Below are 23182 nucleotides of genomic sequence, written 5' to 3' on the forward strand. Positions count from 1 at the left end.
GTGTACAACAGTTGATACTATACCATATAAACAACATGAAGATAAAACAAAATGGTTCTTCCGGTTTGCCCATAAACGATATATGCGCTTTGCATAAGATACAATTAGAGAGGAGGTGCTCGAATGAGTGGACATGGCCATGGGCAAAGTTCTTCCGGATTTGCGTTGATCGTAGTATTGTTTATTTTGCTAATAATTGTTGGAGCTGCATTTTTGTACTAAAAAAAGAAAGTCCAACTTCCCATTAGGGGAGTTGGACATTTTTTAATATAATTATACCTTTAATAGAACCTCAAGATAGAACGACAGTATTAAGATAGTAACTAGGATATTGACCGTCCGATATATTTTAGGTTGCTTTTCTTCTGGAATTTCTCTTGATTGGCATAATGCAAATGTCATTTTGTTTATTTGAAATAAATAAAACAATGAAAAAAGAACAGTTACGACAAGGATCAAATCCATTCCTCCTCTTCTACGCTTCCCTTTATAATAGCAGACACAAGGGGAAATTGACATTATTTTTCATCGACGGCTTGTAATTCGGGCTCTTTCTTATGAAGGGAAATCAATCCTCCATCTGTTTCATCGAAAGCACTGTCAATTCGCTTGAATCCTTGTTCGAAAATCTCCATGAAATCTTCTCCGTAAATATTTCGTATAACGGACATTACTTCTAAAAATTCCGGAAATTTTCCGTAGATGCTCTTAATAGGAAGTGAGCCTTCAAGAATGCCATGATTGGAATCATAGTAGTTTTCATTCATTTCTTGAAGGACAATTTCACCTTCTTCGGTGACAGCGACGTATGTATTTCGACGATCATCTTCTTTTTTAAAGAATTTTAGGTAACCACGGTCTTCTAATTTCTTTGAAAAGTTAAATGCAGTCGAAACATGCATGACACCAAATTTTGCGATATCCGAGATTGTAGCTCCTTGGAGGTGGTAAGCAATCCAAAGGATATGGTGTTCATTGATATTCAGGTCATAGGGTTTTATCCATTGTTGCCAGTCTTTTTCGACTGCTTTCCAAAGAGCCTTTGACATTTGAGCAACGCGTTGACTATAAATCATCGCTTCTTTTTGCGAGAATTTTGGTTCACTCATGAAATACCTCCAAGATTAAATAGTGTGTTTATTTTCATTATAGCAGGAAAACTTCAAATAAAAAAGTTGGAATTGCAAAAATACTTTTTAAAACCAAAAAAGTTATCCGGAATTTTGCACCGGATAACTTTCTTACGCTTTTTTCTGCTGGTTCGAAATGGTTTGTTCGAGTTCTTCGAGAGAAGATTGGATAGCTTGTATTTTCTTTTCGAGACGCTGTTTGTTTGATTCGGTTGAGCGTTGCCATTGTTCAATGGAGCCTTTGATATCCTGAACAGCTTCAGGAACCATCTCTTTCGCTTCTTTGGTCATATGCGTGATGGAATTCTTTAACTCGGTGAATTTGCCTTTCACGTCATTCAATTTATGTTTCATGTCGGTTGAAGCGCTTTTAACGGACGAGCGGATCTCGCTTCCCGTCTGTGGAGTGGAAAATAACACTGTGACAGCAGCCGTCACTGAACCTGCAATTAGTCCTGTTAGGAATGTAGATGCTTTCATGTAGTGCACTCCTTTCAATGATTAGTATTCCTCTTATAGTATTATTAAAACATGGTAGGAAGTTTCCGGCAAATAGAAACGAATGCAATTTATTATTTAGGCAATAGAAAAAGCTTCCCCGAAATTGGAGAAGCTTGGATGTCAATTGGATAATGCTGTTTTGAAGGATGTTCGCTTAAGCAATCCTTTGATAATTGGCAGGATAATGAAAAATACGATTCCATTCAATGCCATTGTCGGTAAAACGACTGTAAGGAATAGGAATCCGAAAGGGATATTTACTCCCATTACATAAATGGCGACTGATAGGAAGATAGTTCCAGATAATAGTGTTCCTATGCAAGTAATGGCTGTAGAAACGATTAAATGGTTTGTGTATTTCTTAAGCAAAAGAATCACTGCATAAATGACAAATGCTGTGATGAGCTTATCGATCACATTCGGTATGAATCCGCCAGGTAAAGTTGTGAATAACCCGGAAAGGACTCCCGTCGTAGCTGCAAGTAAAAAGACACTTCGGACATCCGGGAATAGAAGCATCCCGATGAACATCATCGTTAACATGAAGTCAGGCTTCATGCCCTCGCCGTATCCAGGTATAACCAAGTACAATGCTGCACCGACGGCTACCAATAATGCCATCAGCGTAAGTTGTTTCGTATTCATTTCTCATCTCTCCTCAACTCAACTAGTATTTTTGGTTTTCCTGACGTATCCTCGTGATCGGCAGCGAAAACTTATCCATCATTATACGCTTAATGGTTTACATTAACAATAGTTATTCTTGACCAAATCGATTGCGGATTTGCTCTGCTATTTCTTTGATCCTGTCTTTCGGGAATTCCTCCACTTTGGGATTCCAGTTGGAGCTGTAGCCATCCGTCTCGTCATAGCGTGGTATCAAGTGGAGGTGAAAGTGGAAGACAGCTTGTCCCGCAGGTGCTCCGTTATTTTGCAAGAGATTCATGCCGGCAGGAGTAAATTCTTCCTTCAGAACATTGGCGATTTTGGGTACAACTGAAAATAAGTTGGAAGCTTCTTCTTCAGTCATGTCGTAAATATTTTCCCTATGGGTTTTCGGGATCAATAAAACATGCCCTTTCGTTACAGGCATGACATCCATAAGTGCGACGACATGTTCGTCCTCATAAATCTTTTCACTTGGAAGGGAACCTTCTACGATCTTACAAAAAATACATGATGTCATCTTTTTATCTATCCTTTCTGTTAATACATATTCATGATTGCCCATAGTGTAGCATATTTTCTGTTAATACGTGAAAGATGGACAAAGCATTATAGGGCAATGTTTGGTAAAATACATATAAGAATGGAGGATGGCTATGACAATTCTTGAAGTAAAAGATGTGACAGGCGGATATACACGAAAACCGGTTTTGCATGACCTATCATTTGAGATTGGCAAGGGTGAACTGGTCGGTTTAATCGGTTTAAATGGGGCTGGGAAAAGTACAACGATTAAACATATTATCGGGCTCATGAATCCCCATGATGGCGAAATAATCGTGAATGGCGTCACTTTTGGAGAAAATCCTGAAGCTTATAGAAAAGCGTTCACATATATACCGGAGACACCGATTTTGTATGAAGAACTTACTTTAAAAGAACATCTTGAGCTTACTGCGATGGCATATGGGCTTGATAGGGAAGTATTCGAGGCGCGCTCAGAGATGCTTTTGAAAGAATTCATGATGGAGAAACGTTTAAATTGGTTTCCAGCGCATTTCTCGAAAGGGATGCGTCAAAAAGTAATGATCATGTGTGCATTTCTTGTGGAACCTTCCCTTTACATTATCGATGAACCGTTTGTCGGTCTCGATCCGATTGGGATCCGTTCACTTTTGGAGCAGATTTCGGAGCGTAAAGCGAATGGCGCATCCGTTTTAATGTCGACGCATGTCCTGTCCACTGCGGAAAAATATTGTGACCGGATCATCGTTCTCCATGAAGGACGGGTAAGAGCACAGGGAACGATGGATGATTTAAGGAAAGCCTTTAACCGTCCGAAAGCCTCGTTGGACGAGTTGTATATTTCCATGACTGAGGATCAAGACCATGAATAATTTGCGTGAAATATGGGCGAAGCGGTTTGTCCATTATATGACCGAACTGCAGAAATACATGAAATTTGTGTTTACGGGACATTTGGCGATTGTCCTTCTATTTACGATCGGGGCAGGGGGGTATGCATATAGCGAATGGTTGAAAGAAGTCCCGCAGAACTTCCCGTCTGCAATCATCGCATCTGTCCTCATTGGATTGGCACTTGTTTTTGGGGCTCCGGTAACATTGCTCAAACCGGCAGATATTGTGTTCTTCCTTCCTTTGGAAAAGAAACTTGAGGACTATTTAAACAGATCATTACGGTATTCGTTATTTTCACAGCTACCGATTTCCCTGCTTTTATTCGTCGTTATGATGCCGCTCCTTTCGGCGACGAATGTTGCTGGGAAACAGCAATATTTACTCACATTCATTATTATCTTACTTGTGAAATGGATGTATGTTCACACGGAATACCATTACCGACGTGCAAATGACGGGGGAGGGGTCTTCAAGGATCAACTTATCCGGTTTATCCTTGCTGCTTTGATACTTTACTCAATGCTTGCGGGTTATCCGCTCTTCATCCCGGTGATTGGTTTGGTAATGGCTTTCTATTATTTACACTATAAGAAAAAAAGTGCTATCAACCCATTTCCATATGAGCATTTCATCACGCTTGAACAAAATCGGATGATGCGTTTTTATCGGTTCGCGAATTATTTTACGGACGTCCCGCATTTAAAAGGATCCGTCAGCCGTCGTGCTTGGCTTGGTTTTTTAGTGCGTCAGGCGAAGTTTGGACAAACTTCACCACAGCGATATTTATTGAAAAGGACACTTATCCGGACAGATGATACGTTTTGGCTTTGGGTCAGATTAACGGCTCTTTCCATGATCGGAGTCGTTCTTATTCCATTCCCGATAGTGGTCTATCTATTTGTCGGTGCATTGGCTTTTGCCTCATCAATCCAACTTGTTCATGCACTACAAGCCGGCAATGATTTCCGAATGGATATGCTTTTTCCTGAACCGATAAACACTCGGACACCTGCAATTCGTAAAACGGTAAGTTCCGTTCAATTGCTGCAAGCACTATTTGTGCTCATCACAGCCCTTATTACGATTGGGATTTCGGTGACGCCTCTACTTATGGCAATCGTCGTTTTACTTGTCTCAGAAGTGACAATCCGTTCTTCAAATGTAAAAAATAGAGATTGGTAAGAGATTCAGCCGAACGGAAAATAATAATAGAATATTCTCAAAAACCTTGCAACTGGACCTGCATGTTAGTATAATAAAAAAAAGGCATCAGGGGTGAGGGAGATAGAAAATAATTATTCATACGCCGAGTTCTTAAAAGCCGTGGGGAAAAACAGTTCTTCAGCACAAGCGGAGAGATTATTAAATGATATCTACATGGATCTGTTCCTGAGCCATATTCACCGAGAACAAACAAAGAAACGTCTATGGGAATTGATCGATATTGCATTGGACGAAAAGGACGAATCGACTTTCAACAGACTGACGGACGAATTGATGAAAGTCGAAGATAATTAACTATAGTTTTGCGGGTCTGCCCGGGAGTCTACACTGACTACCAAGCAGACCCGCTATTTGTTTTGTTTTTTTTAAAACACACGTTCCCTTTTTCTTTTAGTCTAACAAAGAAATATGTTAAGATGTAGATAATTCAATATTGGGGAGGACTCGGTATGGTCCAAAAATTTGATTTACACGCTCCGTACGTCCCTTTAGGCGACCAACCTGCTGCTATAACTAAGCTTGTGGGTGGCATAAATGAAGGGAAAAAGCATCAAACGCTCTTAGGGGCGACTGGGACAGGAAAAACATTCACCGTTTCAAACGTAGTAACGGAAATCAATAAACCGACACTTGTCATCGCACATAATAAAACACTTGCTGGGCAACTTTACAGCGAATTCAAGGAATTTTTTCCGAACAATGCGGTCGAATACTTTGTAAGCTTCTACGACTTTTATCAACCGGAAGCCTACGTACCGCATACGGATACTTATATAGAAAAAGACGCTACCATCAACGATGAAATCGATAAGCTCCGACACTCGGCCACATCAGCCCTATTCGAACGGAATGATGTCTTAATCGTAGCTTCCGTCTCCTGCATTTACGGACTTGGATCTCCGGAGGAATATGGAAAGCATGTTGTTTCCCTTCGGACAGGCATGGAAATCGGCAGAAATGAGCTGCTTCGACGATTTGTCGACATTCAATATTCAAGAAACGACATTAATTTCACTCGAGGAACATTCAGGGTGAGAGGAGATGTAGTTGAACTATTCCCGGCATCGCAGGACGAACACTGCATTCGTATTGAATTTTTTGGAGATGAAATCGACCGGATCCGTGAAGTCGATGCATTGACAGGCGAAATCTTAGGCGATCGGGACCATGTTGCCATATTCCCGGCATCCCACTTCGTTACCGGCGAAGAAAAAATGGTGAAAGCCATTGCGAATATCGAAACGGAATTGGAAGAACGCCTTAAAATATTAAAAAAAGAAGATAAGCTGCTTGAAGCGCAACGGCTTGAACAAAGAACTCGTTACGACCTCGAAATGATGAGGGAAATGGGTTTCTGTTCAGGTATCGAAAACTATTCAAGGCATTTAACACTAAGGCCTGCTGGTGCAACGCCTTATACATTATTAGATTATTTTCCAGATGATTTCCTTATTGTCATCGATGAAAGCCACGTCACGTTGCCGCAGATTCGCGGAATGTACAATGGTGACCAGGCGCGTAAGCAAGTATTGGTCGACCACGGATTCCGCCTGCCTTCAGCATTGGACAACAGACCGCTTATGTTCGAAGAATTTGAGAACTATGTACATCAAGCAATCTATGTTTCCGCAACTCCGGGCCCATACGAGATCGAGCATACCCCGGAAATGGTTGAGCAGATCATCAGACCGACAGGATTGCTTGACCCGGTAATTGAAGTGCGGCCGATCGAAGGACAGATCGATGATTTGATCGGTGAAATAAATGAGCGTATTAAACGCAATGAACGGGTATTAATAACAACATTAACGAAAAAGATGTCAGAGGATCTTACAGATTACTTGAAAGATATCGGCATTAAAGTCCAATACTTGCATTCCGATATTAAGACTCTTGAGAGGATCGAAATTATCCGTGAGTTAAGATTGGGTACCTATGACGTGTTGGTCGGCATTAACTTATTGAGGGAAGGGCTTGATATTCCGGAAGTTTCCCTTGTTACCATTTTAGATGCGGATAAGGAAGGATTCCTTCGTTCTGAACGTGCTCTTATCCAGACAATTGGACGTGCAGCCCGAAATTCAGAGGGCAAGGTCATCATGTACGCGGACCGCTTTACTGATTCGATGAAAAAAGCGATTGACGAAACATCAAGGCGTCGGGAAATTCAGAAGGCTTACAATGAAAAGCATGGCATCACCCCGACGACTATTAAAAAAGAAATTCGTGATGTCATCAGGGCGACCCAAGTTGCTGAGGATACTACGACAGCTCTCGAAAAAGTAACTCAAGGTAGGAAATTAACGAAAGAAGATAAAGCGAAGCTACTTGTAACGCTTGAAAAAGAAATGAAGGAAGCGGCTAAGGCGCTTGATTTTGAAAGGGCTGCGGAACTTCGAGATAGTATATTAGAATTGAAAGCTGAAGGGTGAAGACGCGATGAAGAATAAAGAGATCGTCATTCAAGGGGCCAGGGCCCATAATTTAAAAAACATTAACGTCAACATTCCACGTGATCAAATGGTTGTGATAACCGGACTGTCAGGCTCAGGTAAATCATCACTTGCTTTCGATACGATTTATGCAGAGGGGCAAAGGAGATATGTCGAATCCCTTTCGGCATATGCCCGCCAGTTTTTAGGCCAGATGGATAAACCCGATGTGGATGTCATTGAAGGACTGTCACCGGCGATTTCCATTGACCAGAAAACAACGAGCCGAAATCCACGTTCCACAGTTGGAACAGTGACGGAAATATACGATTATTTACGATTGCTATATGCACGTGTCGGCAAGCCGATCTGTCCGAATCATGGTATCGAAATCACTTCCCAAACGATTGAGCAGATGGTCGACCGGATTATGCAGCTGCCCGAACGTTCAAGGCTGCAAATTCTTGCACCTGTCATTTCTGGCAGGAAGGGAACCCATGCAAAGCTGATTGAAGACATAAAAAAGCAGGGCTATGTCCGAATCCGTGTGAATGGGGAAGTAATGGATCTCGATGATAATATTGAACTGAATAAAAATAAAAAGCATACAATTGAAGTCGTCATCGACAGGATTGTTGTGAAAGAGGGAATCGAAGCCCGCTTAAGCGATTCCTTGGAGTCGGCTTTACGATTAGCCGAAGGGACCGTTTTAGTCGATGTGATGGAAGTTGAAGAATTGCTATTTAGCGAGCATCATGCCTGCCCACTTTGCGGTTTTTCAATTGGGGAGCTTGAACCAAGGATGTTCTCATTCAATAGTCCGTTCGGCGCTTGTGGAGAATGTGACGGCTTAGGGACGAAATTAGAAGTTGATCCGGAACTTGTCATCCCGGACACATCATTATCATTGAATGAAGATGCAATTGCACCATGGGTACCGACGAGCTCACAATATTATCCTGAGCTTTTGAAGACAATCTGCCGTCATTTTAAAATTCCGATGGATGTACCTGTCCAAGACCTTTCGGACGAGGATTTGAATATTATCCTTTACGGTTCTAAGGATCATATGGTCAAATTCCAATATACGAATGAATTCGGAAATACACGCGTGAATAATATCTATTTTGAAGGTGTCCTTGCAAATGTTGAACGTAGATTCAAGGAAACATCCTCTGATTATATTAGAGAACAAATGGAGAAATATATGGCGAGCCGTGCTTGCCCGACCTGCCACGGCTATCGATTGAAAGAGGAGACGTTGGCAGTCAAAGTGAATGGCTCGCATATCGGAAAGATAACCGAATTATCCATCACGGAAGCCGATCGGTTTTTCAAAAATCTCACACTATCCGAAAAGGATGCCCAAATCGCTAATCTCATCCTACGTGAGATTGAAGAAAGGTTAGGCTTCCTCGTGAATGTAGGTCTCGACTATTTGTCATTGTCGAGAGCTGCAGGTACATTATCGGGCGGTGAGGCACAGCGGATCAGGTTAGCCACACAGATCGGCTCCAGATTGACAGGGGTCCTCTACATTTTGGATGAACCTTCGATCGGTCTTCATCAACGAGATAATGACCGTCTGATCGGTACGCTGCAAAGCATGCGTGATATCGGAAACACGCTTATTGTTGTCGAACATGATGAAGATACGATGATTGCAGCCGATTATTTGATCGATATCGGACCTGGAGCTGGTGAAGCGGGAGGACAAATCGTTTCAGCTGGAACACCTGAAGAAGTGATGAATGACCCTAAGTCGTTGACCGGTCAATACTTGAGCGGTAAGAAATTCATTCCATTGCCGCTTGAAAGACGCGAATCGGATGGACGATTAGTTTCGATAAAAGGGGCATCTGAAAACAACTTGAAAAATGTCGACGCAGATTTTCCGTTAGGTCAATTCATTGCGGTTACGGGTGTCTCGGGTTCAGGTAAGAGTACGCTTGTTAACGAAGTATTGCATAAAGTGCTCGCCCAAAAACTAAACCGATCGAAACAAAAACCGGGCCGTTTCACATCGATCACCGGACTTGAGGAATTGGAAAAAGTGATCGATATCGACCAGTCTCCTATCGGAAGGACGCCAAGATCGAATCCGGCAACGTATACTGGATTATTTGACGATGTACGTGATGTGTTCGCGATGACGAACGAAGCGAAAGTTAGAGGATACAAAAAAGGCCGTTTCAGTTTCAACGTAAAAGGCGGACGTTGTGAAGCCTGCCGCGGAGACGGGATTATCAAAATCGAAATGCATTTCCTTCCGGACGTCTATGTGCCGTGTGAGGTTTGTCATGGGAAGAGGTACAATCGGGAAACACTGGAAGTGACGTATAAAGGTAAAAATATTGCCGATGTCCTATCAATGACTGTAGAGGATGCGTTACTTTTCTTTGAAAATATCCCGAAGATCAGCAGGAAACTACAAACAATAGCTGACGTCGGTCTTGGTTATGTCCAACTTGGTCAGCCGGCTACGACGTTATCAGGCGGCGAGGCGCAGCGGGTCAAGTTAGCATCCGAATTGCATAAGCGTTCAAACGGAAAATCATTTTACATCTTGGACGAGCCGACAACTGGACTGCATGTCCATGACATTGAAAAGCTCCTTCATGTGTTACAGCGTTTGGTCGATACAGGAAATACGGTCCTTGTCATTGAACATAATCTTGATGTGATAAAAACTGTCGATCATATTATCGACATGGGACCTGAAGGTGGAGACAAAGGCGGTCAGATTATCGCAACAGGCACACCAGAAGAAGTGGCTAAAGTTAAGGAGTCATACACAGGGCGCTATTTAAAACCGATTCTTGAAAGGGACCGCCAGAGAATGAAAGACCGGATTGAGTCAATTGCATTGGAAAGATAGTGAAACCTTATGAAACGTCATTCGTATATATAGTATGGAAAGTAAGAGTGATTTAAGGACTCTTGCTGAAGTTGAAATAAAAGGTATACCAAACTAGGAGGCGGAAAGATGCAAAACGAACGCAAACGTATCTTGACAATGCTGGAAAACGGTACAATTTCAATGGATGAAGCCTTAACTCTTTTGGAAGCGATGGAAAAACCCCCTACGGGAAGTTCCGATCAGGCGGAAGAAGTGGTCTTTACAAATGAAAACAGATCCGAACAAGGAAAGCATCAATCTTATTCACAAAATAAGAAAGATCCATCCATGGATGAATTCATTGAAGACATAAAGAAAGACTTTGTCACAGTTGGTGACCGCTTCATGCAATTCATGCAGACAGCCGTCGATAAAATGAAAGGGTTCGATTTCGACAAACCTTTTGGCGGAAGTTCCATCTTCCATCATTCCATTGTAAAAGAAGCGGATGATTTAGATGAAATACTGATTGACGTTGATAATGGGAATATAATTATTCATGCAACAGACACTCCCGAAATAAAAGCCGATTTCGTTGTTAAAGCATACGGCGGTAAAACCGAAGAAGAAGCAAGGAAGGAATTCCTTGATAAGTTGATCTTCTTGATAGATGAAGGGAAGCTGCGCTTACTTAGCGATTTAAAGCTGATTCAAGTAAATGTAGATCTTTTTATCCCGAAGCAAGAGTATAATAAAATCTCAGCAAGACTCCTGAACGGCCATTTTGCAATGAAAGACCTAACCGTTGATAGATTCAATATTAAAACGGGGAACGGCAAGGTCGACTTGGAGCGGATTGACTTTAAAGAGGCGGAACTTGAAACAGGGAATGGTTCAATCCGGCTGAATGAAGGCTCCGGAGAGATGATTGAAGCCGAAACGATGAATGGACGCGTCTATTTGTTAGGTAAATTAAAAGATGTTGAAGCAAAATCGCTGAACGGCAATGTTATTGTAACAACAACTGATGATGCGGCCCAGAGAATAGATGCGAAAACAGTAAGTGGAACTGTAGAGATGTATATTCCATCCGACGTTCCGTTACGCGGTGAAATTTCTACGAATATGGGACGCTTGGATCTTCAGTTGAAAGATGTCAACAAGACGAATGAGCAAGAGCAATTCCTTCAACGGACAATCAGCTTCTCGAAGGTTGCTGAAAACGAAACGACGCCGCCACTTTCTATTCATGGCGAAGCAAAAACAGGCTCAGTAATCGTTTGCTATACTGTCAAGCATGACTGAATGAGTTTTAGACTGTAGGACCCAAGAAATTGGGTGCTACAGTTTTTTTATTTTAGTGGAAATGATAGTAGGACATCCAGAAAGATGTACAAATTCAGACGAAATTATTTCAAATGTGATTCTTCATGGTAAAATGGAACATAGGTTTAACGGTGGAGGAAAGGATGGGTGTATATGTCTGTTGTAACAATAAAGGATGTTCAAAACCAATTTGGACTCGAACTGTTAGCTGGCGAAGGCGGAATCGAGCGAACGATCGCAATGAGCGACATTTCACGCCCAGGACTTGAAATGGCGGGCTACTTTGATTTTTATACGAATACACGTGTACAGTTGCTTGGTAAGACAGAGGTCTCCTTTTTTAATAAACTAAGTCCGGGCGAACGGCTCGATCGCATGGATCGACTATGTACAGCCGAAACACCTGCATTCATTATTGCACATAATATGCAATGTCCGGTTGAGTTGAAAGAATTGGCGGAAGTACGAAATATCGCCGTACTTCAGACGGAACATCCAACAACAAGATTTTCATCGATGTTGACAAATTTCCTTGAAGGCCAGTTGGCTCCAATGACAACCGTACATGGCGTGCTTGTAGACGTCTATGGAATCGGGGTCCTAATTACAGGGAAAAGCGGTGTAGGTAAAAGTGAAACCGCGCTGGAACTTGTGAAAAGGGGACATCGCCTTATTGCGGACGATGCTGTAGAGATTCGACAAGTCGCTAAAAATGTTCTAATCGGTAACGCCCCGAAACTATTAAATCATATGCTTGAAATACGTGGAGTCGGCATTATCGATATGATGACTCTTTTCGGTGCAAGTGCAGTGAAGGATGACAAGCGGATCCTGATGGTCATTGACCTTGAAGTGTGGGATCCAGACAAAGTTTATGACCGCTTAGGCATTGATGAAGAGAAGATGAAAATCATGGATTCCGATTTGACGAAGCTTACGGTACCTGTCAGACCTGGACGGAATTTATCGGTAATTATTGAAGTGGCAGCAATGGATTATCGCATGAAGCGATTAGGCATTAATGCGGCAGAAACATTTTCGAAAAGACTTGATATGGCTATCCAAAATAGCAATGTAGAAGGGATAGAGTAAATAATGTTCGATTTTCTAACAATTAACCCAATAGCCTTTGAATTAGGCCCCATATCGGTCCGTTGGTATGGAATTTTAATAACAACTGGAATTATTCTTGCATTCTTAGTCGTTCAAAAAGAAATGGTGAAACGTGGAATGCATCCGGACTTTTTAACGGATCTCCTTATTTGGGCAGTACCAATTTCCATTATAAGTGCACGGATCTATTATGTTATTTTCTCTTGGGACTCGTATAGGGATAATCCCGCCGAAATGTTTAAAATTTGGGAGGGCGGCATCGCGATTCATGGTGCATTGATCGGAGCCTTTTTAACAACGTACTTTTTCACTAAGAAACGCGGTGTTTCTTTCTGGAAAGTGGTGGATATAGCTGTTCCGGGAATTTTAATCGGCCAGATCATTGGTCGATGGGGTAACTTCATGAACCAGGAGGCGCATGGCGGCCCTGTTTCGGAACAATTTCTTGAAAACACTTGGATTCCCGATTGGATAATGAATCAAATGACGATCGAGGGAGTTACCTACCATCCGACGTTCCTGTATGAATCCCTATGGAATGTAGTCGGTCTTATCATTGTTCTAATCCTAAGAAGAGTGCGCTTGAAGCGTGGAGAGATCTTCTTCTTTTATTTAGTGTGGTATTCAATCGGAAGGTATTTCATCGAAGGAATGAGAACGGATAGTTTGTATGGTGGCGATCTTCGCGCTGCTCAAATTGTATCGATCATTGCAATCCTATTCGGTGTGATTATGTTCGTTTATAGAAGGTTCGTCAAGAAAGTTAAAGTGGTTTATCAGGATAAATAGAAAAGGGTTGGGGAAATGCAGACATTAAGAACTGGGTTGAATGCGGGTTTGAAGACGACATGGACGTTAGGGAAAATCATTTTTCCGATAACGATTTTAGTCGTCATTTTACAACATACTCCAATCTTACCTTGGGTTGTGAAGCTTGTCGCACCTTTCATGGGGTTATTTGGACTAAGTGGGGAAGCGGCCATTCCGTTGGTACTTGGAAACGCATTGAATTTATACGCCGGTATCGCGGGCATACTTTCACTTGATCTGACAGTGAAGGAAGTTTTCATCTTAGCTGTAATGCTCAGTTTTTCGCATAATCTTTTTATCGAAACAGGGGTTGCGTTAAAGGTCGGAGTTAAATTATGGATCGTCTTACTCGTACGATTCGGATTAGCGGCGTTCTCAGCAGTCATTATTAATGTGTTTTGGAGTGGCGGAAGTGAACTGGCTAAGTACGGAATGGCTCCAGAAATTGCGACGATTCCGGAAGGCTGGGTGGAAATCGGCTTAATGGGATTGCAAAAGGCTTCCTTTGGTGTATTGCAGCTTGCGCTAATTGTTATCCCATTGATGATTATTGTTCAGTATTTAAAGGATAATCATTACTTGCAGAAATTCTCGGAGAAGCTTGCTCCTTTCACGAAGGTCATTGGGGTTAAACCAAATGCATCGATGACGCTTGTTGCAGGCCTTGTCATCGGATTGGCATATGGTGCTGGTGTCATGATCCAAGCGGTGCAGGAAGATGGTGTAAGCAAGAAGGATGCGACACTTGCCTTCATTTTCCTCATCGCCTGTCATGCGGTAGTGGAGGATACGCTCATCTTCATACCTTTAGGGATTCCGATACTACCGTTGCTGATCATTCGCCTCGTGACTGCATTCGTTTTGACAATTGCAGTGGCTTATTTCTGGAGGCAAAGCGAGCGGAGGAAGGAAAAGGAGGTCACTGTCTTAAATGGCTAATAAAATCACAACATTACTATTCGATTTTGATGGAACATTGTTAGATACGAATGAATTGATCATCCAAACGTTTCAGACCGTCCTTGACGCCCATTATCCGGGAAAATACGAACGGGTGGATATCATTCCGTTCCTTGGACCGACTTTGAGAGAGACGATGGAAGCAGTGGATCCATTAAAATATGCAGAACTTATGAAGGAATACCGTGAGTGGAATTATGCAAATCATGATCTATTGGCAACTGAATTTGACGGCGTTACCGAGACGCTGAGGCAATTGAAAAACAATGGGATGAAGATGGCGATCGTATCGACGAAACGGAATGATATGATCAGGAAAGGTTTGGAATTAATTTCAATCCAAAATCTATTCGACACGGTAATCGGGTTGGATGATGTGCAAAATGCGAAGCCCCATCCTGAACCGTTACTTCTTGCGATGGAAAGATTGAATTCCACACCGGAAGAAACGCTCATGATCGGTGATAATTCTCATGATATCGAAGGTGGGAAAAATGCAGGAGTTCGCACAGCTGGAGTGGCCTGGTCGATAAAAGGGGAAAAATTCATACGTGAGTTGGAGCCTGATTTTGTTCTCCAGCATATTTCAGACTTGTTAGAGATTACGGCAGGGGAAGAAGTTTGAGGCGCACGGAGCGTTTTCCGGCTAAAGGAAATGCGAACTCCCTTTGGCATATTTACAAGACGGTCTCATTTTTCAAAGTCGCCAAGAATTTCATCTTCATTCAGATAGGGAGATATACGCCCTTTATTCCGATGAAGAATTTCATCTATCGCACATTCTTAGGGATGAAAATAGGCGATAAAACGTCTTTTGCTCTTATGGTGATGCCAGATACAATGTTTCCCGAACGAATTACAGTTGGCAACAATACGATTATTGGCTTCAATACAACCATTCTTGCACATGAATACCTGATTGAAGAATACCGGGTTGGGGATGTAGTGATCGGGGACCGTGTAATGATCGGCGCCAATACGACAATCCTTCCAGGTATTGAAATCGGGGATGGTGCGATCGTCTCCGCGGCATCACTCGTGAATCGCGATATTCCAGCAGGTGCGTTGGCGGGCGGAAATCCTGTACGGATTATTTATACTGCCGAACAGATGGCGGAGCGCAAGCAAAAAGAGAAGTGTCAAGAAATTGAATGACGGGTATGGAAGTTATGTTATAATTTTTAGTGGAGGAACGTTTATAGTACGTTCCTTTCTAATTTTTGCGGAGGAAATTTGATTGGATAAAATGCATAGGAACATAGATAAAAAAATTATTTCCTTTGTCCCAGACGGTGAATTTTATTATCAGAAGGGCATTAAAGCGATGCAACGTGAACGCTATGATGATGCCCATAAATATTTGCAACGTGCTGTTGAGTTAAGTCCAAATGATCCGCTCATTCTTATGCAATACGGCATTCTTATAATGGAAGAGGGCATGTTCGAGGAAGCTTATGAGATTCTCGCGGCTGCACATGGCATTGATCCGGAAGAAGAGGACATCATCTTCTATTTAGCGGAAGTCCATGCTCATTTAGGTCTTCTTCGCGATGCGAAAATTTACGCTGAAAAATATATTGCGTTAGCTCCAGACGGACCTTTAGCCGATGATTCAATGGAAATCATTGATTTTGCCGAGCAAGAGGAAGACTTCTTCGACGAAGAAGAAATGCCGGATGGGGAAGTGTATTTCCTTCAAGAAAAGGCAAGACGATTGATGGAAGGCGGACTGTTTGACGAAGCCATCGAAATTCTTGAGTCCATCATTGTCGATCATCCAGAGTTTTGGGCCGCTTATAATAATTTGGCGTTAGCTTATTTCTACATCGGAAAAATCGAACAGGCAAAGGAATTACTTTACGAAGTACTTGAAAAAAATAAAGGTAATATTCATGCACTATGTAATCTTGCTGTCTTTTATTATTACGAGAAAGACAAAGAGGAATTGGATTCATTGCTTGAACTCCTTTTGAAGATAAAACCTTATCAATTCATACATCGATATAAATTAGGCGCAACATTCGCTTTGGTCGGTAAACATAAGGAAGCATACGGGTGGCTCAGGAGCCTGAAGAAAAAAGGGTTTGAAGGCGACGCAGGCTATTATTTCTGGCTCGCCCATTCCGCTTATTTCTCTGGAAATGAAGCAGCAGCCAAAGAAGCATATGAAAAATTGGTCGAAATCGATCCAAGCAAGTCTGGTTTAGAGCCTTGGAAAAGTGTGCAGTCGGAATCTACACCTGAATCATATGAACAGGATCGTGAATTCCTATTAGGCAAGATTATGAATAAATATCGGAGTGAGCGGATGTTAGGTTTTTATTTATTGGGGAAGTCAGCCCATAAACAAGAAATCATTTCGCATCCGAAATATATTGACTTGGAAAAGTTGAGTGTCATTGAACAGCTGTTTTTAGCCCATAGCCTCAATTATGAATTCACGTTGGAAACTGATTTTGACCATTCCTTTATGAGGGCTCTCAAAACGACCGATTTGATGTACGATAATTATCAGCCTCTTGATAAGCAGGGAACGCATCTTTTCCAAATGTGGTTCACTCTCTGCGAAGTGGCACTTACTCGATCATTTGACTTCAGGAATCCAGCCGCCTTGGCTGCTGCCACTGATTATATGTTCCAATCTTCGCGATATAAGGGAGTTACCAAAACAGCGATTGCCAAGAGCTATGGCATTTCCGTACCTACATTGACGAAGTATGTTCATAAATTAATGGAGTTTTTGCCGCAGTTTAGTGAGTGAAAACACCATGCGCTCAACTCCTCCAAGCAAATAGATTGATTGGATTTGATAAATCTTATACGATTTGGTCAGTGTAATGTATGAGGAGGAAAACCAATGACAACAGAGAAAATATATGACGTCATTATTATTGGTGCTGGCCCGGCAGGTATGACTGCAGCTGTGTACACATCCAGAGCCAACCTGTCGACCCTGATGTTAGAACGTGGAATTCCAGGTGGACAAATGGCGAACACGGAAGAGATTGAAAACTACCCAGGGTTCGAATCAATTTTAGGCCCGGATCTCTCCAAGAAGATGTTTGACCACGCAAAAACGTTCGGTGCAGAATATGCGTACGGGGACGTAAACGAAGTCATTGACGGTGAAAGCTACAAAACGATCATTTCCGGCAAAAAAGAATATAAAGCACGTGCGATTATTATTACAACAGGTGCTGAGTATAGAAAAATGGGCATTCCAGGTGAAGCTGAGTTGACTGGCCGTGGCGTCAGCTATTGTGCTGTATGTGACGGTGCCTTCTTCAAAAAGAAAGACATCGTTGTTATCGGCGGTGGAGACTCCGCTGTTGAAGAAGGAGCTTATCTAACTCGCTTCGCGGACAAAGTAACAATCATTCATCGACGTGACGAATTGCGTGCACAAAAAATCTTGCAAGACCGTGCGTTTGCGAATGAAAAAATCGATTTCATCTGGAATTCAACTGTTAAGCAAGTGAATGAAAAAGACGGCAAAATCGGTTCTGTCACACTTGTCTCCACTGAGGATGGTACGGAAAAAGTGATGGAGACTGAAGGTATGTTCGTTTATATCGGCATGGATCCATTAACTGCCCCATTCAAAAACTTGGACATCTTGGATGAACACGGCTATATCGTGACAAATGAAGAAATGGAAACGAAAGTTCCCGGCATTTACGCAGCAGGCGATGTGCGTCAAAAAACACTACGCCAAGTCGTAACAGCAACTGGCGACGGAAGTATCGCGGCGCAAGCATGCCAAAAATATATCGAAGAACTTGCAGAGAGACTATCTGCTAAAGCTTGATTGAAGGAAGAGATCCAGGAATGGGTCTCTTTTTTAAAAACGTTAACGCAACCTTAATATTGCTGTAACTCAAATGCAACACATAAAGGTTATGATAAGAGTAGTAATTGACCCCCCTTTTATATAGAACTACTTTAAGGCTGCCTGCAGATGCAAAATCGCAGGTGGTCTTCTTTTTTTGTTGTTTAGGGTGTAAACATTGTATAATAGAACTATGCATGTTCTAAAAAGCGAGGAAATCAGATGCAAAGAATTGCTAACTTACTTGTCGTTAAAGACAATCAAGTACTACTATTAAAAAAACCAAGAAGAAATTGGTATGTTGCCCCCGGAGGTAAGATGGATTCAGGCGAATCAATCTACGAAGCCGCAATCCGCGAATTTGAGGAGGAAACTGGCGCAACACCAGTAGATCCGCACGTCAAAGGGATTTTCACGATGATGATTGTGGACCGTGAATCCAAAGAATTGATCGACGAGTGGATGCTGTACACATTCGTCGCCAAGGATCTTGTAGGCACACCATACGAGTCCAATCGGGAAGGATTGCTTGAATGGCACGAGATCGAAAGTTTGAAAACGTTGCCAATGGCTGAAGGCGACCGCTCCAATTTATTATTTGCCGTCTCCAAAAACGGTGTCCAATATGGTACATTTTATTATACAGAAGAGTTCGAACTGTTAGATGAGCGTCTACAAAACTCGATGGAGGGCGATCTACGATAATGGAAAACGAATTACCGAACAGCGATGTTGAATTGGTCATTATTACCGGGATGTCTGGTGCCGGTAAAACGGTAGCGATGCAAAGCTTCGAAGACTTAGGCTTTTATTGCATCGATAACTTACCCCCAGAGCTTTTAGTTACATTTTTAGACCTGATGATGAAGTCGGAAAACAAGATGAGACGGATTGCTGCTGTCATGGATACAAGAGGTGGCGACCTATTTGACGCGTTGATCGGGGCATTGGATAATTTACTGCAAATGGAAGGGGTTTCATCTAAGCTTCTGTTCTTGGATGCAGATGACGAAACTCTTGTAAGACGCTATAAAGAAACAAGAAGATCACATCCACTGGCGGAGGGTGGGCTCCCCCTTACCGGGATTCGAAAAGAGAGAACATTGCTTTCCGAAATGAGGGGCCGAGCGCGTTTCATCTATAATACTTCCGAACTCAAACCGAGAGAGTTACGTGAAAAAATCATGTCCACTTTCTCTTTCAAAGGCGACACCGCATTCACATTGAACTTCATCTCATTCGGGTTTAAGCATGGGATGCCGATAGATGCCGATGTTGTTTTTGATGTACGCTTTTTACCGAATCCTTATTACATCGAAGATCTTAGACCGATGACCGGACTAGATAAGGATGTCTACGATTATGTTTTAAAGTGGAATGACACACAGGTTTTGATCGACAAACTGACAGACCTTTTTAAATTCATCATACCGCAATATAAAAATGAGGGTAAATCACAAGTCGTTGTAGCATTCGGTTGTACAGGGGGCCAACATCGTTCTGTGACGTTGGCGGAGTACTTTGGAAACCGATTCAGAGAAGAATATAAAACACTAATTACACATCGGGATGTGGAAAAGAGAAAGGGTTGACACAATGCTGCAATCCGGGAATATGAAGAAAATCGTCGTTTTCGGAGGCGGGACCGGGTTGTCCACTATGCTACGGGGATTGAAAAATTATCCCGTTGAACTCACTGCGGTTGTAACAGTAGCTGACGACGGTGGCAGTTCAGGTAGGTTGTTGGACCAATATAACATTCCTCCTCCGGGCGATATCCGGCAAGTGATGGCAGCACTTTCGGACGTAGAACCGTTAATCGAAAGAATGTTCCAATACAGATTTACGACTTCGGATGATTTAAGAGGACATTCATTAGGCAACCTGATGCTTGCTGCTTTAACGGATATTACAGGTGATTTTGCGCGTGCTGTGGAAAAAATGAGTCAGGTTTTGAACATCAAAGGTAAAATATTACCTGCTGCAAACCAAAAGATCACCTTGCATGCTGAGCTTGATGATGGCACAATTGTAACCGGCGAATCTAAAATTCCAGGGTATGGACGTAAAATACGCAAGGTTTACATTTCACCTCAAGAGGTTGAACCGTTGCCTGAAACGGTTAAATCCATCGAAGAGGCGGATCTCATCATATTTGGTCCAGGAAGCTTATATACAAGCATCCTTCCGACAATCCTTGTTAGAGGCATAAGAGATGCCATGTTAACCTGCAAAGCTAAAAGGGTGTACATCAATAACCTGACAACACAGGAAGGTGAAACGTATCAGTATACGGCTTCCGAGCATGTGTTGGCATTGTTTGATCATGCGGGCAGCAAGTTCATTGATACGATTCTGTTGAATAATACTGACTTTGAAACACTCTTACAGGGAAATGAGCCACCAGAAGTTCAATTGCCCGTAGAGAATGATATCGAAGCATTGAAATTGCTTGTTCCTGACATCGTTCTTGAAGACATCTCCACTTTTTCCGAGGGACGCATCATTCATGATGCTGATAAGGTTGCTGCATGGGTTATGGAGTATATGAAAGGCAAGGATGTAAACAAGGAGACTTGATCATCGCCGAGAGGGAGGGGGACAGTCATGTCTTTTGCATCAGAAGTAAAAAAGGAATTAACGAATATTGAGTCGGATGATTGCTGTGTGAAATCAGAAATAGCCGCCTTTATAAGGATGAACGGAGCATTATCTTTCTCCAACAAGCAACTAAGCTTGGATGTGCAGACTGAAAATGCTGCAATCGCAAGAAGGCTATATTCCAACATAAAACGGCTTTACCCATATAAAGTTGAATTATTGGTCCGTAAAAAAATGCGTTTGAAAAAGAATAACGTCTACATATGCAGGATCCGTGACGGTGCAAAGCATTTATTGGAGGACTTATATATATTAACGGGAACGTTTCAATTCAAAAATGAGATTGTACCTGAATTAGTGAAGGATGAATGCTGCGAGCGAGCCTATTTGAGGGGCGCATTCTTAGCTGGAGGTTCAGTCAATAACCCAGAGACATCATCCTATCACCTGGAAATTTTCTCATTTTATAAGGAACATAGCGAGGCCCTCGTTGACTTGATGAATAAATCAATGCTGAATGCCAAATCGATTGAACGAAAAAAAGGGTATATCGCATACTTGAAAGAAGCAGAAAAGATTTCCGATTTCCTTGGCATCGTCGGCGCACACGTTTCATTAATGAAATTTGAAGATGTGCGAATCATAAGGGATATGCGAAACAGCGTTAACCGCCTTGTTAACTGTGAAACAGCTAATATGAATAAAACAATAGGTGCCGCGCAAAGGCAAGTTGAGAATATCAAGTTCATCCAAAGTACGATTGGCTTGGACCAATTACCAGACCGTCTGCAAGAAATCGCCCAGCTACGTATTGAACATCAGGACATCACGTTAAAAGAGCTTGGTGAGATGGTATCTGGCGGTACCGTCAGTAAATCCGGTGTGAATCATCGATTGAGGAAAATAGAAGAAATCGCAGAAAATCTTCGAAGCGGCGGGATTGCGCATCGTTAAGAATTTGTAATGGCAGAAAGGAGTCGAATGATTGATGGCAGAAAAAACAGTTGAAGTGAAATTGAAGACAGGCTTACAGGCGAGACAAGCTGCATTGTTCGTCCAAGAAGCGAATAAATTTTTATCTGACGTGTTCTTGAAAAAAGATGAACGCCAAGTAAATGCTAAAAGCATTATGGGCGTGATGAGCCTTGCAATCGCTAAAGGCGTTTCAGTAACACTGATCGCGGAAGGTGTAGATGAAGAACAAGCGATCAGCACATTGGCCTTGCTTGTTGAAAAAGAGAATTAACATACAAAAGCGGAGGGCGCTTGCTTAGATGCGACAGGCATAAGTCGAAGATACGGAGTGGCGGTTTTTGCCACATAGTAGATTTGACTTATGACCCGAGCATCTAGCGCCCGGAGCTAGACGTAAACAAGAGTATAGCGTAGAATAAAAAAAGCCGTAAACATAAATGTTTACAGGCTTCTTTATACAACTTATATGCCCTCGGCGGGAGTCGAACCCACATTTCAAGCTTCGGAGGCTTGCGTGCTATCCATTGCACCACGAGGACGAAATATAGAGTCTGTCGGTAACAGACAACACTCATTATACAAATAAAGCCATAAGAATGCAATAGCAATTTTAAAAGCGTTATATTTGACCTTAATTGACCATAGTATGTATGATAGGTGTACAGTTGAAATAACTAATTTCAGCAACACGCTTAAATTTGAACCACCTAAAAAGGAGGATTTATCATGAATCTAATACCTACAGTTATTGAACAAACAAACCGGGGTGAACGCGCTTATGATATTTATTCCCGTCTTTTAAAAGACCGGATTATCATGTTAGGCAGCGCAATCGATGACAATGTTGCCAACTCCATTGTTGCGCAATTGCTATTCCTTGAAGCGGAAGATCCAGAAAAGGACGTTTCCATCTACATCAACAGCCCAGGCGGAAGCATCACTGCTGGGATGGCGATTTATGACACGATGCAATTCATCAAACCGGACATCCAAACAATTTGTATCGGTATGGCTGCGTCAATGGGATCTTTCCTATTAACAGCTGGAACAAAAGGAAAACGCTATGCGCTTCCAAATGCGGAAGTGATGATTCACCAACCGCTTGGCGGAGCACAAGGTCAGGCAACTGAAATTGAAATTGCTGCGAAACGCATTCTTTTCCTACGCGAGAAATTGAATACGATTCTTTCTGAGCGTACAGGGCAACCTGTTGATGTAATTGCGAAAGACACAGATCGTGATAACTTCATGACTGCTGAACGCGCGAAAGAATACGGTTTGATTGACCATATTATCACACGCAGCGACATGAAAGAATTGAAAAAATAAGTCCCATTTTGCAAACCGACTTCTCTTT

At 42.2% G+C, this 23182-nt stretch carries 25 protein-coding genes and 1 tRNA gene; 20 read left to right on the forward strand and 6 right to left on the reverse strand.

What is annotated here, in order from left to right; genetic code table 11:
* The first annotated feature begins 123 nt into the window (after positions 1–123).
* Entirely contained in the window at positions 124–222 is a 99-nt protein-coding gene (locus P5G49_RS14090; RefSeq protein WP_301244748.1) for a YjcZ family sporulation protein, read from the forward strand.
* 51 nt (positions 223–273) lie between these two features.
* Here the strand turns inward: P5G49_RS14090 and P5G49_RS14095 are convergent, their stop codons facing one another.
* From P5G49_RS14095 to P5G49_RS14115, 5 genes are all read right to left on the reverse strand, one after another.
* Complete coding sequence (locus P5G49_RS14095; RefSeq protein ID WP_435877220.1) at positions 274–465, reverse strand: hypothetical protein; 192 nt, start codon at positions 463–465, stop codon at positions 274–276.
* 53 nt (positions 466–518) lie between these two features.
* Positions 519–1109, reverse strand: a complete 591-nt coding sequence (locus tag P5G49_RS14100) for an HTH-type transcriptional regulator Hpr (RefSeq protein ID WP_301244750.1) — start codon at positions 1107–1109, stop codon at positions 519–521.
* Between the two features lie 132 nt (positions 1110–1241).
* Positions 1242–1610, reverse strand: coding sequence for a YtxH domain-containing protein (locus P5G49_RS14105; protein ID WP_301244752.1), 369 nt, complete (start codon positions 1608–1610; stop codon positions 1242–1244).
* 141 nt (positions 1611–1751) lie between these two features.
* Positions 1752–2276 carry a tryptophan transporter gene (locus tag P5G49_RS14110; protein ID WP_301244754.1) on the reverse strand — a complete coding sequence of 175 codons (525 nt, stop codon included), beginning with the start codon at positions 2274–2276 and terminating at the stop codon, positions 1752–1754.
* Between the two features lie 112 nt (positions 2277–2388).
* Positions 2389–2817, reverse strand: coding sequence for an HIT family protein (locus P5G49_RS14115; protein ID WP_301244756.1), 429 nt, complete (start codon positions 2815–2817; stop codon positions 2389–2391).
* 136 nt (positions 2818–2953) lie between these two features.
* Here P5G49_RS14115 and P5G49_RS14120 point away from each other — a divergent pair, with 136 nt between their 5' ends.
* The 18 genes from P5G49_RS14120 to P5G49_RS14205 all read left to right on the forward strand — a co-directional run bounded on the left by P5G49_RS14120 (position 2954) and on the right by P5G49_RS14205 (position 22096).
* Positions 2954–3694, forward strand: a complete 741-nt coding sequence (locus tag P5G49_RS14120) for an ABC transporter ATP-binding protein (protein WP_301244758.1) — start codon at positions 2954–2956, stop codon at positions 3692–3694.
* Positions 3687–4898, forward strand: coding sequence for an ABC transporter permease (locus tag P5G49_RS14125; protein WP_301244760.1), 1212 nt, complete (start codon positions 3687–3689; stop codon positions 4896–4898). The genes P5G49_RS14120 and P5G49_RS14125 overlap by 8 nt, the downstream gene beginning before the upstream one ends.
* Before the next feature lie 93 nt (positions 4899–4991).
* The gene (locus tag P5G49_RS14130) at positions 4992–5234 is read left to right on the forward strand and encodes an IDEAL domain-containing protein (RefSeq protein ID WP_398299006.1); all 243 of its coding nucleotides are present in this window, start codon (positions 4992–4994) and stop codon (positions 5232–5234) included.
* A 155-nt stretch (positions 5235–5389) separates the two neighbouring features.
* Entirely contained in the window at positions 5390–7372 is a 1983-nt protein-coding gene (uvrB, locus tag P5G49_RS14135; protein WP_301244762.1) for an excinuclease ABC subunit UvrB, read from the forward strand.
* 7 nt (positions 7373–7379) lie between these two features.
* Entirely contained in the window at positions 7380–10250 is a 2871-nt protein-coding gene (gene uvrA / locus P5G49_RS14140; RefSeq protein ID WP_301244764.1) for an excinuclease ABC subunit UvrA, read from the forward strand.
* 108 nt (positions 10251–10358) lie between these two features.
* The gene (locus P5G49_RS14145; RefSeq protein WP_301244765.1) at positions 10359–11516 is read left to right on the forward strand and encodes a DUF4097 family beta strand repeat-containing protein; all 1158 of its coding nucleotides are present in this window, start codon (positions 10359–10361) and stop codon (positions 11514–11516) included.
* 174 nt (positions 11517–11690) lie between these two features.
* A complete protein-coding gene (gene hprK / locus P5G49_RS14150) occupies positions 11691–12629 on the forward strand; it encodes an HPr(Ser) kinase/phosphatase (protein ID WP_301244766.1) in 939 nt (312 codons plus the stop codon).
* A gap of 3 nt (positions 12630–12632) precedes the next feature.
* Complete coding sequence (gene lgt, locus P5G49_RS14155) at positions 12633–13439, forward strand: prolipoprotein diacylglyceryl transferase (RefSeq protein WP_301244768.1); 807 nt, start codon at positions 12633–12635, stop codon at positions 13437–13439.
* 15 nt (positions 13440–13454) lie between these two features.
* On the forward strand, positions 13455–14399 hold the full coding sequence (locus P5G49_RS14160; protein ID WP_301244770.1) for a nucleoside recognition domain-containing protein: 945 nt from the start codon (positions 13455–13457) through the stop codon (positions 14397–14399).
* Entirely contained in the window at positions 14392–15045 is a 654-nt protein-coding gene (ppaX, locus tag P5G49_RS14165; RefSeq protein WP_301244772.1) for a pyrophosphatase PpaX, read from the forward strand. The genes P5G49_RS14160 and ppaX overlap by 8 nt, the downstream gene beginning before the upstream one ends.
* Positions 15042–15575: an acyltransferase gene (locus P5G49_RS14170; RefSeq protein WP_301244774.1), complete on the forward strand. Its 534-nt coding sequence runs from the start codon at positions 15042–15044 to the stop codon at positions 15573–15575. The genes ppaX and P5G49_RS14170 overlap by 4 nt, the downstream gene beginning before the upstream one ends.
* 91 nt (positions 15576–15666) lie before the next feature.
* Entirely contained in the window at positions 15667–17181 is a 1515-nt protein-coding gene (locus P5G49_RS14175) for a tetratricopeptide repeat protein (RefSeq protein WP_301244891.1), read from the forward strand.
* A 96-nt stretch (positions 17182–17277) separates the two neighbouring features.
* Positions 17278–18228, forward strand: a complete 951-nt coding sequence (trxB, locus tag P5G49_RS14180) for a thioredoxin-disulfide reductase (RefSeq protein WP_301244776.1) — start codon at positions 17278–17280, stop codon at positions 18226–18228.
* 243 nt (positions 18229–18471) lie between these two features.
* Complete coding sequence (locus P5G49_RS14185) at positions 18472–18954, forward strand: 8-oxo-dGTP diphosphatase (protein ID WP_301244778.1); 483 nt, start codon at positions 18472–18474, stop codon at positions 18952–18954.
* The gene (gene rapZ, locus P5G49_RS14190) at positions 18954–19841 is read left to right on the forward strand and encodes an RNase adapter RapZ (protein WP_301244780.1); all 888 of its coding nucleotides are present in this window, start codon (positions 18954–18956) and stop codon (positions 19839–19841) included. The genes P5G49_RS14185 and rapZ overlap by 1 nt, the downstream gene beginning before the upstream one ends.
* Positions 19842–19845: 4 nt before the next feature.
* Positions 19846–20829 carry a gluconeogenesis factor YvcK family protein gene (locus tag P5G49_RS14195; RefSeq protein WP_301244782.1) on the forward strand — a complete coding sequence of 328 codons (984 nt, stop codon included), beginning with the start codon at positions 19846–19848 and terminating at the stop codon, positions 20827–20829.
* Between the two features lie 27 nt (positions 20830–20856).
* Positions 20857–21804: a DNA-binding protein WhiA gene (gene whiA / locus P5G49_RS14200; RefSeq protein WP_301244784.1), complete on the forward strand. Its 948-nt coding sequence runs from the start codon at positions 20857–20859 to the stop codon at positions 21802–21804.
* 34 nt (positions 21805–21838) lie between these two features.
* Positions 21839–22096: an HPr family phosphocarrier protein gene (locus tag P5G49_RS14205; RefSeq protein ID WP_301244786.1), complete on the forward strand. Its 258-nt coding sequence runs from the start codon at positions 21839–21841 to the stop codon at positions 22094–22096.
* A 196-nt stretch (positions 22097–22292) separates the two neighbouring features.
* Here P5G49_RS14205 and P5G49_RS14210 read toward each other — a convergent pair.
* A tRNA-Arg gene (locus P5G49_RS14210) sits at positions 22293–22364 on the reverse strand.
* Between the two features lie 187 nt (positions 22365–22551).
* Here P5G49_RS14210 and clpP point away from each other — a divergent pair.
* The gene (gene clpP / locus P5G49_RS14215; protein WP_301244788.1) at positions 22552–23154 is read left to right on the forward strand and encodes an ATP-dependent Clp endopeptidase proteolytic subunit ClpP; all 603 of its coding nucleotides are present in this window, start codon (positions 22552–22554) and stop codon (positions 23152–23154) included.
* Positions 23155–23182 lie beyond the last annotated feature (28 nt).

This window comes from Sporosarcina highlanderae (assembly GCF_030433715.1).
In the GTDB taxonomy this organism is placed as follows: domain Bacteria; phylum Bacillota; class Bacilli; order Bacillales_A; family Planococcaceae; genus Sporosarcina; species Sporosarcina highlanderae.